This is a genomic window from Chelatococcus sp. CO-6, from assembly GCF_001271345.1.
Taxonomy (GTDB): domain Bacteria; phylum Pseudomonadota; class Alphaproteobacteria; order Rhizobiales; family Beijerinckiaceae; genus Chelatococcus_A; species Chelatococcus_A caeni.
Genome location: NZ_CP012399.1, coordinates 656,050 through 670,035, shown reverse-complemented (window position 1 = coordinate 670,035; position 13,986 = coordinate 656,050). Strand labels below are relative to the sequence as shown.

Annotated in this window: 14 protein-coding genes; 8 read left to right on the top strand and 6 right to left on the bottom strand. The window is 69.3% G+C overall.

Annotated elements, in window-relative coordinates; translation table 11 throughout:
* Positions 1-12: 12 nt before the first annotated feature.
* Positions 13-1,125 (bottom strand): iron-containing alcohol dehydrogenase, encoded by a 1,113-nt coding sequence (locus AL346_RS23555; protein WP_019402666.1) that lies wholly within the window; start codon positions 1,123-1,125, stop codon positions 13-15.
* Between the two features lie 413 nt (positions 1,126-1,538).
* On the opposite strand from AL346_RS23555, the gene AL346_RS23550 reads away from it, so the two are divergent.
* From AL346_RS23550 to AL346_RS23525, 6 genes are all read left to right on the top strand, one after another.
* Positions 1,539-1,991, top strand: a complete 453-nt coding sequence (locus tag AL346_RS23550) for a tripartite tricarboxylate transporter TctB family protein (RefSeq protein ID WP_019402667.1) — start codon at positions 1,539-1,541, stop codon at positions 1,989-1,991.
* 43 nt (positions 1,992-2,034) lie between these two features.
* The gene (locus AL346_RS23545; protein WP_019402668.1) at positions 2,035-3,003 is read left to right on the top strand and encodes a tripartite tricarboxylate transporter substrate binding protein; all 969 of its coding nucleotides are present in this window, start codon (positions 2,035-2,037) and stop codon (positions 3,001-3,003) included.
* An 87-nt stretch (positions 3,004-3,090) separates the two neighbouring features.
* Positions 3,091-4,578 (top strand): tripartite tricarboxylate transporter permease, encoded by a 1,488-nt coding sequence (locus tag AL346_RS23540; RefSeq protein WP_019402669.1) that lies wholly within the window; start codon positions 3,091-3,093, stop codon positions 4,576-4,578.
* Between the two features lie 10 nt (positions 4,579-4,588).
* Positions 4,589-5,488 carry a dihydrodipicolinate synthase family protein gene (locus AL346_RS23535; RefSeq protein ID WP_019402670.1) on the top strand — a complete coding sequence of 300 codons (900 nt, stop codon included), beginning with the start codon at positions 4,589-4,591 and terminating at the stop codon, positions 5,486-5,488.
* Positions 5,485-6,450 (top strand): phosphoglycerate dehydrogenase, encoded by a 966-nt coding sequence (locus AL346_RS23530; RefSeq protein WP_019402671.1) that lies wholly within the window; start codon positions 5,485-5,487, stop codon positions 6,448-6,450. Before AL346_RS23535 ends, AL346_RS23530 begins: the two co-directional genes overlap by 4 nt.
* A complete protein-coding gene (locus AL346_RS23525; RefSeq protein ID WP_019402672.1) occupies positions 6,447-7,508 on the top strand; it encodes an Ldh family oxidoreductase in 1,062 nt (353 codons plus the stop codon). The genes AL346_RS23530 and AL346_RS23525 overlap by 4 nt, the downstream gene beginning before the upstream one ends.
* Before the next feature lie 14 nt (positions 7,509-7,522).
* Here the strand turns inward: AL346_RS23525 and AL346_RS23520 are convergent, their stop codons facing one another.
* Positions 7,523-8,260: a FadR/GntR family transcriptional regulator gene (locus tag AL346_RS23520; RefSeq protein WP_040404659.1), complete on the bottom strand. Its 738-nt coding sequence runs from the start codon at positions 8,258-8,260 to the stop codon at positions 7,523-7,525.
* Positions 8,260-9,354 carry a four-carbon acid sugar kinase family protein gene (locus AL346_RS23515; RefSeq protein ID WP_019402674.1) on the bottom strand — a complete coding sequence of 365 codons (1,095 nt, stop codon included), beginning with the start codon at positions 9,352-9,354 and terminating at the stop codon, positions 8,260-8,262. Before AL346_RS23515 ends, AL346_RS23520 begins: the two co-directional genes overlap by 1 nt.
* Before the next feature lie 203 nt (positions 9,355-9,557).
* Here AL346_RS23515 and pdxA point away from each other — a divergent pair, with 203 nt between their 5' ends.
* The gene (pdxA, locus tag AL346_RS23510; protein WP_019402675.1) at positions 9,558-10,556 is read left to right on the top strand and encodes a 4-hydroxythreonine-4-phosphate dehydrogenase PdxA; all 999 of its coding nucleotides are present in this window, start codon (positions 9,558-9,560) and stop codon (positions 10,554-10,556) included.
* Positions 10,557-10,608: 52 nt separating this feature from the next.
* Here the strand turns inward: pdxA and cml are convergent, their stop codons facing one another.
* The gene (cml, locus tag AL346_RS23505) at positions 10,609-11,817 is read right to left on the bottom strand and encodes a CmlA/FloR family chloramphenicol efflux MFS transporter (protein WP_026015221.1); all 1,209 of its coding nucleotides are present in this window, start codon (positions 11,815-11,817) and stop codon (positions 10,609-10,611) included.
* A 295-nt stretch (positions 11,818-12,112) separates the two neighbouring features.
* On the opposite strand from cml, the gene AL346_RS23500 reads away from it, so the two are divergent.
* Positions 12,113-12,622 (top strand): ferritin-like domain-containing protein, encoded by a 510-nt coding sequence (locus AL346_RS23500; protein WP_019402678.1) that lies wholly within the window; start codon positions 12,113-12,115, stop codon positions 12,620-12,622.
* Between the two features lie 77 nt (positions 12,623-12,699).
* On the opposite strand, the gene AL346_RS23495 is transcribed toward AL346_RS23500, so the two are convergent.
* Both AL346_RS23495 and AL346_RS23490 read right to left on the bottom strand, forming a co-directional pair.
* Positions 12,700-12,933 carry a hypothetical protein gene (locus AL346_RS23495; RefSeq protein ID WP_053194209.1) on the bottom strand — a complete coding sequence of 78 codons (234 nt, stop codon included), beginning with the start codon at positions 12,931-12,933 and terminating at the stop codon, positions 12,700-12,702.
* Positions 12,934-12,976: 43 nt separating this feature from the next.
* Positions 12,977-13,975, bottom strand: coding sequence for an SDR family oxidoreductase (locus AL346_RS23490; protein WP_019402680.1), 999 nt, complete (start codon positions 13,973-13,975; stop codon positions 12,977-12,979).
* Positions 13,976-13,986 lie beyond the last annotated feature (11 nt).

Sequence of the window (13,986 nt, the reverse complement as noted above, 5' to 3'; positions counted from 1 at the left end):
CGGGCGCCGGCCTCAGAACGCAGCCTCGTAGATGGCCAGGATGTCCGCTTCGCTGAGGTCGCGGGGGTTGAAGTCGAGCAGCCGGCGGATGGCGTGGGCCTCGCGCGCCATGGCCGGCAGGTCGTCGCGCGGCACGCCGTGGCCGCAGAGGGACATGTCGAGCCCGAGGTCGGCACAGAACCCGTAGGCCGCCTCGAAGACCACGCCGTCGGGCCGGCCGAGCGCCCGGCACACGGCGGCCGTCTTGTCCGGCACCGCGGCGGCATTGGCCGCGAGCACATGGGGGAAGATCAGCGCATTGGCGATGCCGTGGGGGATCTTGTGCCGGGTGCCGAGCGGATAGGCGATGGCGTGTCCCGCCGTCGTGTTGACCGGCCCGAGGCAGACGCCGCCGTAGAACGCCGCGAGCGCCAGGCCCGTGCGGGCCTCCACGTCCGCGCCGTTCTCCACCGCGCGCCGCAGGTAGCGGCCGACGAGCTCGATGCCCTGCAGCGCATAGGCATCGATGAGCGGATGCGCGCGCTTGCTGGTGAAGGCTTCCACGCAATGGGCGAGGGCGTCGACACCCGTCGCCGCCGTGACGGCGGGAGGCACCGTCAGCGTCAGCGCGGGGTCGATGATGACGAGATCCGCGAGCATGCCGCGGCTCTCGGTCGCCACCTTGTTCATCGTCGCCGGGTCGGTCACGAGCGCGCGGGTGCCGGCCTCGCTGCCCGTGCCGGCGGTCGTCGGGATCTGCACGAGGCCGACCTTGCGGGACGGCGCGCGGTCCGGTCCGCTGATGTCGGCGAAGGCGCGGCCGGAGCCCAGCATGACGGCGACGAGCTTGGCGATGTCCATGGCGCTGCCGCCGCCGAAGCCGATGATGACGTCGGGGCTGCAGCCTTCCGCTGCCGCGAGCGCCGCCTCGAGGTCGGTGATGGCCGGCTCCGGCTGCACGTCGCCGAAGACGGCGGCCTCGTCGAGGCCGAGCATGTCCACGCGCCCCGCATTGAACGCGTCGGCGATCACGAAGGCCCTGCCGCCGCGCTGCGCCACCCACGGCGCCAGCGTGTCGAGCTGGCCCGGGCCGAAGCGAACGGCGGGCGGGCGCAGGATCTCGATGGGACGGTCGAACATGCTCATGTGATGCCTCCCTGCCGGGCCGCAGGACGTGCCCGACGACGCCGAAGAACCGGCCGTGATATCCGCGCAGGCAGAGCCCGGGATTGGTCACGGCGCAGCGGACAAACCGCCGCATACCCGTTGATAGAGGCGCCTGCTTTCACTTGTCAACTTATGACAGAGGCGGCCTCCTCAGCGCCTCGATTGCCGTCGAATTTGTTCAAAAACAAAGACTTAAATGCAGGGCGGTGCGATGGGTCAACCAACTGGCGAATGACCGAGAAATCAGACTGATTGGAAGATTTATCATATAAAACAACGGAGTGGCTCGTGTGAGAGACGGAAACGCATGTGCCGTTGCCTTGCGAAGTTGACAACTTGAGGGATTGCGGCGATGAATCGGGCGGCGCCGAAAGAGCGCGAATGGAGGAAGCATGATCGGACGGCGGGCGGACGTGTGGCTGGGCCTGGTGCTCCTCGCCTTCTGCGGCGTCGCCGGCTGGTGGACGCTGCGCATCCCCTCCGTGGGGACCGGCACGGCGGCTGGCCCGAGCTTCGTTCCCTGGATCATGATCGCCGGCATCGCCATCCTGTCCGTCGCGATGATGCTGCGCGCGCTGCTGCAGGCCGCGCCTGCCGCGGCGGAAGGGCAGGGGGCGACCAGCCGGGCGACGCTGCTGCGGCTCGGCGTCTTCGTGGTGCTCCTTGTCGCCTATGCCGGCCTTTTCCTGAGCGTCGGCTATCTCACCACCACCATCGTCGTCTTCATCGCCGGCATGTTCGTCCTCGGTGAGCGGAACTGGCTTTTCCTCGTCGTCCTGCCCGCGGTGCTGACCGGCGCGATCTACTTCGTCTTCACGCAATTTCTCGGCGTCTGGCTGCCCTAGGGCGCCGCCTGCCGTCGATCATAAGGACATCAAGGAGGAGCCCATGTTGAGACCCGTTTCCGCCATCCTCGGCGCCTGCGCGCTATTGGCCGCCGGCGCCGCTGCCGCGCAGGACTTCCCGGCCCGCCCGGTCCAGGTCATCGTGCCCTATGCGGCCGGCGGCGGCACGGATCTGTCCGCCCGCATCATGGCGGACGTCTTCCAGAAGCACCTCAAGGGCCCGCCGATGGTGATCCGCAATCAGCCGGGCGGCGGCGGCGCCATCGGCACCTCGGCCGCCCTGCATGCGCGGCCGGACGGCTATACGCTCGGCATGGGCGCCCAGGGCCCGCTCGCCCTGCTGCCGCACTACGGCGGCACCGACTACAAGCTCGACGATGTCCAGTTCATCGCCCTGATGGGCCGCAACCTCCAGCTCGTCGTCGCCTGCGCCAAGGCTCCCTTCTCCGATTTCAAGGCGTTCATGGCCTATGCGAAGGCGAACCCGAAGGGCATCCAGGTCGGCAATTCGGGCGCCGGCGGCGCCAATCACATCGCGATGGAGGCCTTCGGCCGTGTCGCCGAGGTGAGCTTCGAGAACGTGCCGTTCGGCGGCGCGTCGGAGGCGATGACGGCCTGCGTCGGCGGCCACGTGCACGCCATGGTGGCGACCCCGGCCGAGGCTTTGCCGCATGCCAAGTCCGGCGCCATCAAGCCGCTCTTCATCATGGAGGAGAAGCGGATCGACACCTTCCCCGACACGCCGACGGCGATCGAGGGCGGGGTCAAGTTCACCTGGTCGTCGTGGAAGGGTGTCATCGGCCCCAAGGGCATGCCGGCCGACGTCGTCGCCAAGCTGCAGGAGGCGCTGAAGGCGACCTTCACGGACGAGGACTTCGTGCGGCGGATGCAGGATCTCGGCGAGTTCGTCGATTACCGCGACGGTGCCGCCTATGAGGAGCTGGCACGCAACGACAGTCAGACGGCCGAGGCCATCATCCGCGACCTCGGCATGTATCAGATGAACAAGTAGGCCGGCCGGGCGGGCGGAACGGTTCCGCCCGCCCGTCTTTCCGTGACCGCGTGCGCGGCGCCGCGCGCCTGAAACGTTCGCGAGCCGATGGACATTCTGCAGCATCTTTCCGCCGTCCTTTCCCTCGAGGTGATGTGGTTCATCGCCCTCGGGACGCTCGGCGGCCTCGTCATAGGCGCCCTGCCGGGGCTGACGGCCACCATGGGCGTCGCCCTGCTCATTCCGCTGACCTTCGGCATGGCGCCCGTCGCCGGGCTCAACATGCTCATCGGCATCTATATCGGCGGCATCTACGGCGGCTGCATCTCGGCCATCCTGCTGCGCACGCCCGGCACGCCGTCCTCCGCCGCGACCGTGCTCGACGGCTATCCGCTGGCGCAGAAGGGCGAGGCCGGCAAGGCGCTGGGGATGGCGACGATCGCCTCCTTCGTCGGCGGCCTGTTCGCCGCCATCGTCCTTGCGACGCTCGCGCCGCAGCTCGCGTCGATCGCGCTCAAGTTCGGCGCGCCGGAATATTTCGCTCTTGCCCTGTTCGGGCTCACGATCATCGCCTCCTTGTCCGGCGACCTCCTGAAGGGGGCGATCGCCGGCCTTCTCGGCGTGCTCATCTCGACGGTCGGAGCCGACCCGATCTCGGGCGTGTCACGCTACACCTTCGGCCTGCCGGGCTTTGCCGCGGGCCTGTCCTTCACCCCGGCGCTGATCGGGCTCTTCGCCTTGTCCGAGGTCTTCGTGCAGCTGGAGAAGATCGTCGGCGACAAGATCGTGACGCTCAAGGTCTCCGGCCGCTGGCCGAACCGCGCCGAGATGCGGGAATCGGTGCCCGCCCTCCTGCGCGGGTCGCTCATCGGCACGGTCATCGGCATCGTGCCCGGCGTCGGCTCCGGCACCGCGTCCTGGATCGCCTACAACGAGGCGCGCCGGGCCTCGAAGACGCCGGAGAAGTTCGGCACGGGCCATGTGCCGGGCGTCGCGGCGACGGAGAGCGCCAACAACGCGGTCTGCGCGGCGGCGCTCATCCCGCTGCTGGCGCTCGGCATCCCCGGCGACGTCGTCACCGCCGTGCTGATGGGCGGGCTGATGATCCAGGGGCTGGCGCCCGGGCCGATGCTGTTCGAGAGCCGGCCGGACATCATCGTTGGCATCTTCGGCGGCACCTTCCTCGCCACCGTCTTCATGTTCATCTTCGGCATGCTGGGCATCGGGCTGTTCTCGCGCATCCTGCTGATCCCGAAGCGGCTCCTGACGATGAGCATCGTGACCTTCTGCTTCATCGGGGCCTTTTCCATCAATCTCAACCCGGTCGACCTCTACACGATGGTGGCCTTCGGGGTGCTCGGCTACGTCATGCAGAAGTTCGGCTTCAGCCAGGCGGCGCTGTGCATCGCCATGATCCTCGGCCCGATGGCGGAGGCCAACCTGCGCCGCGGCCTGCTGCAGACCCGTGACAACGTGCTCGAATTCGTGTCGGGCCCGATCACCATCACCTTCCTCGTTCTCACCGTCCTCTCGCTCCTGTGGCCGCTGCTGCGCGATCTCAGGGCGCGCAGGCGGATGGCGGAACAGCCGAACTGAAGGTTCATCCATGACAGCCAAGGAAAGCTTCGTTGCCCTCGTCACCTGCTTCGACGGGGACGAGAGCCTCAACTATGCGGCCACGCGGGCCCAGGCACACCGGCAGGTCGAAGCCGGCAACAACATCCTGTGCGCCGGGACCAACGGCGACTTCACGGCCCTGACCTTCGCGGAGAAGGTGCGCCTGTGCGCCGAGGTGGTGGACGAGGTCGCCGGGCGCGCCAAGGTCATCGTCAACGCCGGCATGCCGGCGACCTACGAGACCGTGCTCCTCGCGAAGGAATTCGACCGGATCGGCGTCGACGGCATCGCCGTCATCACGCCCTATTTCATCTCCTGCACCCAGGAGGGGCTCATCCGCCATTTCACGGCGGTGGCCGATGCGGTCGCAACGCCGGTCTATCTCTACGACATCCCGGCGCGCACGCAGAACCACATCGAGCCGGAGACGGCCCGCCTGCTCGCCCGTCACGGCAATATCGCCGGCATCAAGGATTCGGGCGGCGCCCAGGAGACGCTCGAGGCCTATCTCGCCGTCTCGCGTGACAGCAACGGGTCCTTCGACGTCTATTCCGGGCCGGACTCGCTCGTCTACTGGGCTTTCAGCAATGGGGCCCGCGGCTGCATCTCCGGTCTCGGCAACGTCATGCCCGAGACGCTCGCGGCCCTCACCCGCGCCTTCAACGCGGGCGACCTTGCCGAGGCCGAGCGCCAGCAGGAGACGTTCACGGCCCTGCGCAAGGACCTCTACGCCCTCGGCTACCCGCCGGCGATGGTCAAGCGCGCGCTCTACCTGATGGACAGGTCCGTCGGCGCCAGCCGGCAGCCGGCCCTCGCGCCCGATCCGGCGCAGGATGCGAAGATCGCCGCCATCCTCGCGGCCCACGGCCTCGCCCCGGAGCACGCATGACCGTCATCGCAACCACCTCTCCCGGCTTCGGCCGGCACGGGCGCGTGCCGGACAAGCTCGCCGAGAACGGCTGGGAACTCGTCCGCTGCATCGACACGAGCCGCCCCGACGGCGGCCTCGGCCAGCACCTGCCGCGCGTCGACTATCTCGTCGTCGGCCTCGTGCCCGTCACGGCGGCGACGCTTAAGGCGGCGCCGCGGCTGAAGGCGGTGCTGAAGCACGGCGTCGGCACCGACAACATCGATATCCCCGCCTGCACCGCCCGCGGCATCCCCGTCCTCAACACGCCCGGCGCCAATGCCAACGCGGTCGCAGAACTCGCGCTCGGCATGATGTTCTCCTTCGCGCGCCGCATTCCCCAGGGCCATGCGAGCGTGATCGCCGGCGGCTGGGACCGCAAGGTCGGCATCGAGATCGCCGGGCGCACGCTCGGCATCGTCGGCCTCGGCAACATCGGCAAGATGCTGGCACTGAAGGCGCTCGCCCTCGGCATGAAGGTGGTCGCGTCGGACCTCTATCCGGACAAGGCCTTCATGGTGGAGCACGGCATCGAACTGATGGACCTCGATGCGCTCCTCGCGGTGAGCGACTTCGTTTCGCTGCACGTCTTCGGCGGCAAGGACAATGCCGCGCTCATCGGGGCCGAACGCCTCGTCCGCATGAAGCCGACGGCGTGCCTCCTCAATCTCGCCCGCGGCGAGGTGGTGGATGCCGACGCGCTCCATGCCGCGCTTGCGGACGGCCGGCTCGGGGGCGCCGCCCTCGACGCCTATGTGTCGGAGCCGCCGGACGTTTCGCATCCGCTCTTCTCGCTGCCGAACGTGATCTTCTCGCCGCATACCGGGGCTGATACCGTCGAGGCGGTGGAGCGCGTCGGCCTGATGAACATCGCCGACATCGAGGCGCTGATGGCCGGCGGCCGTCCCGCCCGCGTCCTCAACCCGGAGGTCTTCGAGCGATGACGAGCGAAGAGGAACATTCCCGCTACGACGCCGCGGCCCTGCGGGAGGTGGCGCAGGCGCTCTTTGCCGCGGCCGGCCTCGAGGAGGAGAAGGCGGTCGCCGTGGCGCGCTATCTCGTCGAGGCCGATCTCATGGGCCACACGACGCACGGCCTCGCGCTCGCCGGCTGGTATCTGCAGGGCATCGAGGACGGCGTGATGGCGAAGGCCGGCGCACCGGAGGTGCTGTCCGACCGCGGAGCGGTCGTCTGCTGGCGCGGACGTCGCCTGCCTGGCGCCTGGCTGACCGCGCAGGCGGTGGAGCTCGCCGCGACGCGGGCCGCCGTCCACGGGGCAGCGACCGTCGTCATCGGCGACAGCCATCACATCGGCTGCCTGGCGGCCTATCTGCCGATCGCGACCGAGCGGGGCATGATGGTGACGGTGGCGAGTTCCTCGCCATCGGGCGCGCAGGTCGCGCCCTTCGGCGGCCTCAAGGGGCTCTACACGCCCGACCCGGTGGCGCACGGCATCCCGACGCCCGGCGATCCCATCCTGATCGACATCTCCGCCTCCATCACCACCGTGAACATGAGCCAACGCCTGATCCGCGAAGGCGGCCGCTTCCCGCACGACTGGCTGATGGATGCCGAGGGCAACCCGACGAACGACCCGACCGTCATCAACCGCGGCGGCACGCTTTTGCCGACGGGCGGCCTCGACCACGGGCAGAAGGGCTATGGCATGGCCCTTCACGCCGAGGCGCTGACGCAAGGGCTCGCCGGCTACGGCCGTGCGGACGCGCCCAAGGGCACGAATGCGGCGGTGACGGTGCAGGTCTACGACCCGGAAGCTTTCGGCGGGCGCGAGGCCTTCCTGCGCCAGACCGGCTGGCTGGCCGACGCCTGCCGCGCCAACCCGCCGCGTCCCGGGGTCGAGCGGGTGCGGCTGCCGGGCGAGGCGGCGCTGAGGCGCAAGCGCGAGGCGCTCGCGCAGGGCGTCGTGCTCCATCCCGGCATCGTGGAGACGCTCGCGCCCTACGCCGAGCGATACGGCGTATCCCTGCCGCCGGCGCTCTGACGGGCGCCGGCCCCTCACATCGACAGGTCGATGAGGCTGCCGCCGAAGAGGCGGTCGCGGGAGTTGACGATGTGTTCGCGCATGACGTCGCGGGCCCGGTCGCCGTCGCGGTCGCGGATGGCCTCATAGATGGCGTTGTGCTCCGCCAGCACCTCCTCGAGGCCCTTCGGCCCGTCGGACATCAGCGACTGGCCGTGCATCTTCATGCCGACATGGATGTGCTGGCGCAGGGCGCGCATGGAGGCTTCGAAATACTGGTTGTTGGACGCGCGCGTCACGGCGAGATGAAAGGCGAAATCCGCATCCTCGCGGTGGATGTGCGAGCCCGTGGCGGCGCTCAGCAGCTTCAGCGCCTCCTCCATCTCCGCAAGGGCGGCGGCGTTGCGCCGCTGGGCGGCGAGGCGCGCCGCATCGGGCTCGATCGTCAGGCGGAACTCGTAGCAGCGCTGGATGTCGGCGATCGTCTCCACGCGGGCGAAACCCAGCGGCGCCTCCTGCTGCGGCGCCCGCACGAAATTGCCCGCGCCCTGGCGCGAATAGATCAGCCCCTCGCTGCGCAGCCGCTCCAGCGCCGCGCGCAGCACGGGACGCGAGACGTCGAATTCCTGCGACAGCTGCTTTTCGGGCGGCAGCTTCTGGTTGGCGGGATAGTCGCCGCTCGATATGCGGCTGAACAGGGAATGATAGACGCGATCGGCAAGCGTTGCCCGCGGCTTCTGACGTTGTTGCTGCACCAGGGCTCCTTGCGCCATCACACGCGATTCCGACCGCCCGATAATAGGTCAAGTTGTCGGCCGGACTCAATCATGGCCACCAGCGAGAGCAGGAGCTCGGACGGGCCGAAGCCGCCGGACTTGGTGACGAGCCGCATGTCCGCCCCGCCGAAGGAGAAGTGCGAGACGGGCACGCCGGCAAGGACCTCGCCCTCGAGCGCGAGGACGCCCACGCCGAGTTCGCCGAGGAGGGCGTCTGCCGTCTCCCCGCCGCAGGCGAAGAGGGTGCGCGGCGCGAAGCTGCTGACCGCCGTGCGCAGGCCTTGCGCGAACCGCTCGCCCGCGGCACCCGGCGAGGCGCCCGGGCCCGGCACCATGCGCACGAGCACCGTGCTTTCACGGGGCAGGACGGCTGGCGGCACGGCACCGTCCGGCGCGTCGATGCAGGGAATACCGCAGGTGTCGAGGAGGACGGCGACCTGCGCCAGCGAGATCGGGTCGCGCGAGCCGACGGCGAGCAGCAGCGGGCCTTCAACGCGCGGGCGGCTTGGCACAGCAGCATTCGGCGCCAGGCGGCGTGCCAGGGCGCCGGCCAGGCCGCGGGCTCCGGCAAGGAGCGCGCGCGGCCCCATGCCGGCAACCGCCGCATCGAGCTCGCCCTCGCTCTCGCAATCGGGCATGACAAGGCGCGCCGGCAGGCCCGCCATCACGTCGGCGAGCGCGATGGGCTTCGCGATGCCCATTCCGCTGAGCTGCCCCGCGCGCACGATGCGGCCCATGTCAGGAATCGCGGGGCAGAACAGGATCTCTTCCGCCCCCGCTGCCTGCAGGACGATCGCCGTCTCCGCGGCGACATGACCCTTGAGGCGGGAATCGACCTTCTTGAAGACGATCGGGGGCAGTTGCGCTCCGAAGGGCGCCAGGGCTGCTGCGACCGACTGCTCGGCCTCTGCGGCCGTGCCCTCGCGCGAGGCGGTGCTGACGGCGACCACGTCCGGCTCGCGCGCAAGCGCCTCCGGCAGGTCGGAGGGCCGGCGCGCAACCACTGTCGACAGGCCGCGGGCGGCAAGGGCGACGGCGGAATCGAGCGCGCCCGTCAGGTCGTCCGCCACCATCAGCACCTGTGTCGACATGGTTCCCGCCCCATCGTTGTGGAACTATATAGGTAAACCTGTCAGGTCGACCTGTCCACGGTCGGACAACAACAGTGACCTTCCGGATGGCATCAATGCCGCAACGGTAGCCTGACCGGCATTGCGTCGGGAGGCGATGGCGCGATATACCACTTAACAAATGCCAGCATGCGCTGCGGCGCCCAACGAAGGAACACCCCGACATGACCTCTTCCTTGCCGCCTATCGCCATCACGATGGGAGACCCTTCGGGCGTCGGTGCCGAGGTCATCGTCAAGGCGCTCGCGGAGCGGGACGCCGAGAGCCGGGCGCGCTTCGTCGTCATCGGCGACCGGGAGACGCTCGAACGCGCGCTTAAGGTCTGCGGCCTGTCGCTCGCGCTCGCCGATTTCGATGGCTCGCCCGTCGCCGACGGCATCGCCCTCGTCCATGTGCCGGTCGCCGGCCTGCCGGGCCGGTTCAGCGTGCTGAGCCCCGCCTGTGGCGAGGCGAGCTACCAGTATATCCGCCGCGCGGTCGAGATGGCGCTGAAGGGCGAGGCCGCGGGCATCGTCACGGCGCCCATCAGCAAGGAGGCGCTCAATGCGGCCGGCCACCACTACGACGGCCACACGGGGCTGCTCGCAGCCCTGACGCAATCGGCCTCGTCCTGGATGCTGCTCGCGTCGGAGCGTCTCAAGGTCATCCATGTCTCGACCCATGTCGCCCTGCGCGACGCCATCGGCCGGGCGACGACCGAGCGGGTGCTCGCCACGATCCGCACCGGCCACGCGCATCTGCGCCGCATGGGCTACGAGCGCCCGCGCATCGCCGTCGCCGGCATGAACCCGCACTGCGGCGAGAACGGCCTGTTCGGCACCGAGGACGACGACGCGCTGCGGCCCGCCGTGGTGGCGGCGAAGGCCGAGGGCATCGATGTCGAGGGCCCGATCTCGGCCGATACGCTCTACTATCGCGCCTATCAGGGCGCCTTCGATCTCGTCGTCGCGCAATACCACGACCAGGGTCACATCCCGATCAAGCTCGTCGCCTTCGACAGCGCCGTGAACGTCTCGCTCGGCCTGCCGATCGACCGCACCTCCGTCGACCACGGCACCGCCTTCGACATCGCCGGCACGGGCAAGGCCAAGCACGTCAACATGCTCGCCGCGCTCGCCTATGCCGAGCGGCTCGCCGCGAGCCGCGACAAGGCCGCCGGCTGACGTTCCCGCCAGCCATGGGCGGCCCTCGAGAGAAGGCCGCCCATGCGATCCGTTACACGGGCTGCGGGCGCGAGCGCCGCCGGCCGAGCCGCAGCAGCGCCGTGAGGGTGAGCGCCGCCATGCCGGCCGAATAGCCGATCAGGGGCCAGGCCGTGTCGCCGCCGAGCGCGATCACGAAGCCGGTGCCGACGAGGCCGGTGATGAGGCTCTGCACGCAGAAATGCAGGGCGACGGCCGTGCCGGCAATGGCGCCGAACTCCTGCAGCGCGCCATTGGCCGTGACGGAGGTGATGAACACGATCCCGACAGCCATGACCCACATGGGCGCGACGAAGGACCAGAATGAAGGGGTGGCCAGAAACTGACCGGGCAGCAGCAGCCCGGCGCCCAGGATGAGCAGCGTGAGGCCGCGCATGGCAGTGCCGGCAGTGCCCCACCGTTTGACGACACGCCCGGCGAGACGCGCGGTACCGATCATGACTACGGCCACGCTCGCGAAGGCGAGGCTGAAGCCGAGCTCGGAGAAGCCGGCGCCGTCGATGAGGACCCGCGGAGCCGCCGAGAAGAACACGAAGAAGGTGCCCATCGCCGTCCCGAAGCCGGCCGTATAGGTCCAGAAGGCCGGGCTCCTCAGCACCGGGCCGAAGGCGGGCCGCTCGCGTTCATGCCGCTGTGGCCGTGTCTCGTGCCAGGCGGGCAGCGCCACGGTCAGCATGGCGATGGCCGGGGCGCCGAGGGCGACGAAGATGGCCGGCCAGCCGAACGTGGTGGCGATGAGCGCCCCGGCGATGGGCCCCAGCGCCGGCACGAAGGCGAGCATGGCGTTCATCAGGCTGTAGACGACGGCGCTCTCCGGCTTCTCGGCATAGACGTCGCGCACCGTGGCGAAGACGGCGACGAGCGCGGCCGACGCCCCGACCGCCTGGAGGACGCGCAGCGACACGAAAAGTGGCGCCGATGTCGTCGCGGCGAGCGCGAAGGACGCGAGCGCGAACAGGACGGCGCCGCCGATCAGTACCGGCCGGCGGCCGAGGTGGTCGGAGAGGGGACCGAAGACGATCTGCCCGACGCCGAGCATGATCATGTAGAGGGTGAGCGTCATCTGGACCACAGCCGGCGTGGTCCCGAGGATGCCGGGCATGGCGGGGATCACCGGCAGATAGATGTCCATTCCCAGCGAGGCGAGAATGTTGAAGGGAGCCAGCAGCATGAGGGCCGCCGGCAGGCCGTAGGCCCACGGCCGTGTGTTTTGACGAGGCATGGCGAAGCGTCCGCGCAAATGGGTGACATTCGGCGGCGGCCTGCGCTGTCTTCTTGTGAAAGGTGAACCGAGCAGACTGCCGCAACAACGAGGCTGGTTGTTGCGGCTCAGCGGTCTGACTGCTTCGATTCCATGGCTCGTGTCCGGGTGATCAGGTGATCGCGGGAGATGCCCTGCTTAGCAGCCATCTCGCACGCGGACAACCGGAGCGTTCTGTCCCCGGGGCCGAGGAACATTTGCCGTCGATGACGGTTCGCTGGCGGACCAATGCGAAGTTCTGCCACGGAGTTCTGCCATGACCGACCCCAAGGACCATCTGCTTTCCTGGCTGAGAGACGCCCACGCCGCCGAGGAGCAGGCGATCACCATGCTCAGCAATCTCGCCGGGCGCATCGAGAACTATCCCGAGCTCAAGGCGCGCATGGAGCAGCATGTCACGGAGACCGAGAGACAGGCGGAGCGTGTGCGGGCGTGTCTGCAGCGGCTCGGCAGCGATACCTCCACCATCAAGGACACCGGCACGAAGCTGTTGGGGCTCGGCCAGGCCCTGAGCGGCGTTTTCACCAGCGACGAGGTGATGAAGGGCGTGCTGGCGAGCTATGCCTTCGAGCATATGGAAATCGCGAGCTACCGGATCCTCATGGCGGCGGCCCGCGAGCTGGGCGATGCCGAGACGGAGCGCGTCTGCGGCGAGATCCTGCAGGAGGAACTCGCCATGGCGAAGTGGCTGGAGAACCATTTCGACAGCATCACGTCCCGGTTCTTCCTGTTGGAGAAGGACCCCTCCGCCACTGCCAAGCACTGAGACGTCCCGATGGGGTGAACAGGCCGCCGCCGCGACCGGCGGCGGCATCGTTGTCGGGTGCGCCCGCTAGCGCACCCTCACGTCCCGTCCGAGCGCTTCTTGTTGTGCTTGCTCTCCTGGTTCATGCCCCTGTGGCTGACCGGAAACTCGCTCTGGCGCGCCTTGTCCTTGCGGTCCCTTGCGGCGATGCCCGGCTCGCGCTCCGGCATGGAGGCGGGGTTGCGCGGATCCGGCATGTCCGGCTTTCGCTCGAATGTGCGGATCTGCTGCTCGTGCGTCTTGCGGCCTTGTCCCATCTTCGGATCGTTCATGTCGTCCTCCGTTTGCTGCGGGCGTCGATCGGGCCTGCCTTCGTCAGCGGCTCCGGTCCGCGCCGGCGTGGTGTGATCGCCGCCCGCCCAGGAGCAGTCCCGCCGCGGCGCCCGCGACGAGCGCCGCGGCAAGAACCGCGGTATAGCGGGCCGTCGGGCTGCGCAGACCCCCGTCGATGCCGCCGGGCTTCCGCGGCGGCGCGAACAGGTTTCCATCGGTCACGGGCACGCGCTCGGCGCGGCGGAAATAGGCCTCAATGATCATGGCGAGCAACCGGGTGCCGAGCTCCGGCGCAAGCGCATGTCCCAGCCGGGCAAGATGCGCGAAGGAGCCGACGACGGTCGTCGGCCGCGGGCGATCCGCGAGGCGGACGACAGCCCGCGCCACCCGGCGTGCATCATAGACGGGCGGCGGCGCCGTCAGCGCCCGGCCGACGTAGTTGGCGCTGTGGCTGAGGCCCGGCGTGTCGATGAAGGACGGATAGACATCGCAGATATGGATGTCCGGATGGCCGCGCAGTTCCCCCCGCAGCGCCGCCGAGAAGCCGCTCAGCCCGTATTTGCTGGCCGAATAGGCCGTCGCGAAGGGAGCGGGGGCGAAGGCGCCGAGCGAGATCATGTTGATGAAGATGCCGTGCCCCTGCCGCAGGAAGATCGGCAGCGCCGCATAGGCATCGTGCATGTGGCCGACGAGGTTGGTCTGGATCACCTGCTGGTGGGCGGCCATCGGCGTCTCGTGGAAGGCGCCGACCGCGCCGACGCCGGCATTGCTGAACCACACGTCGATGCCCCGGCCGATCGCGCGGGCGCGGGCAGCCAGCTCCATGACGGAATCGATGCTTGTCACGTCCGTCGGCACCGCCAGCGCATCGCGCGCCCCGAGCGAGCGGCAGCGCCGGACGATAGGATCGAGCGCATCGCCGTCCCGCGCCGCGAGCACGAGGCGCGCCCCCTGCCGGGCGAAGGCATAGGCGGTCGCCTCGCCGATGCCGCTCGTTGCGCCGGTGATGACGACGGTCCTGGGGGCTTCTTGCCTGCGCATGGCGGTCCTGC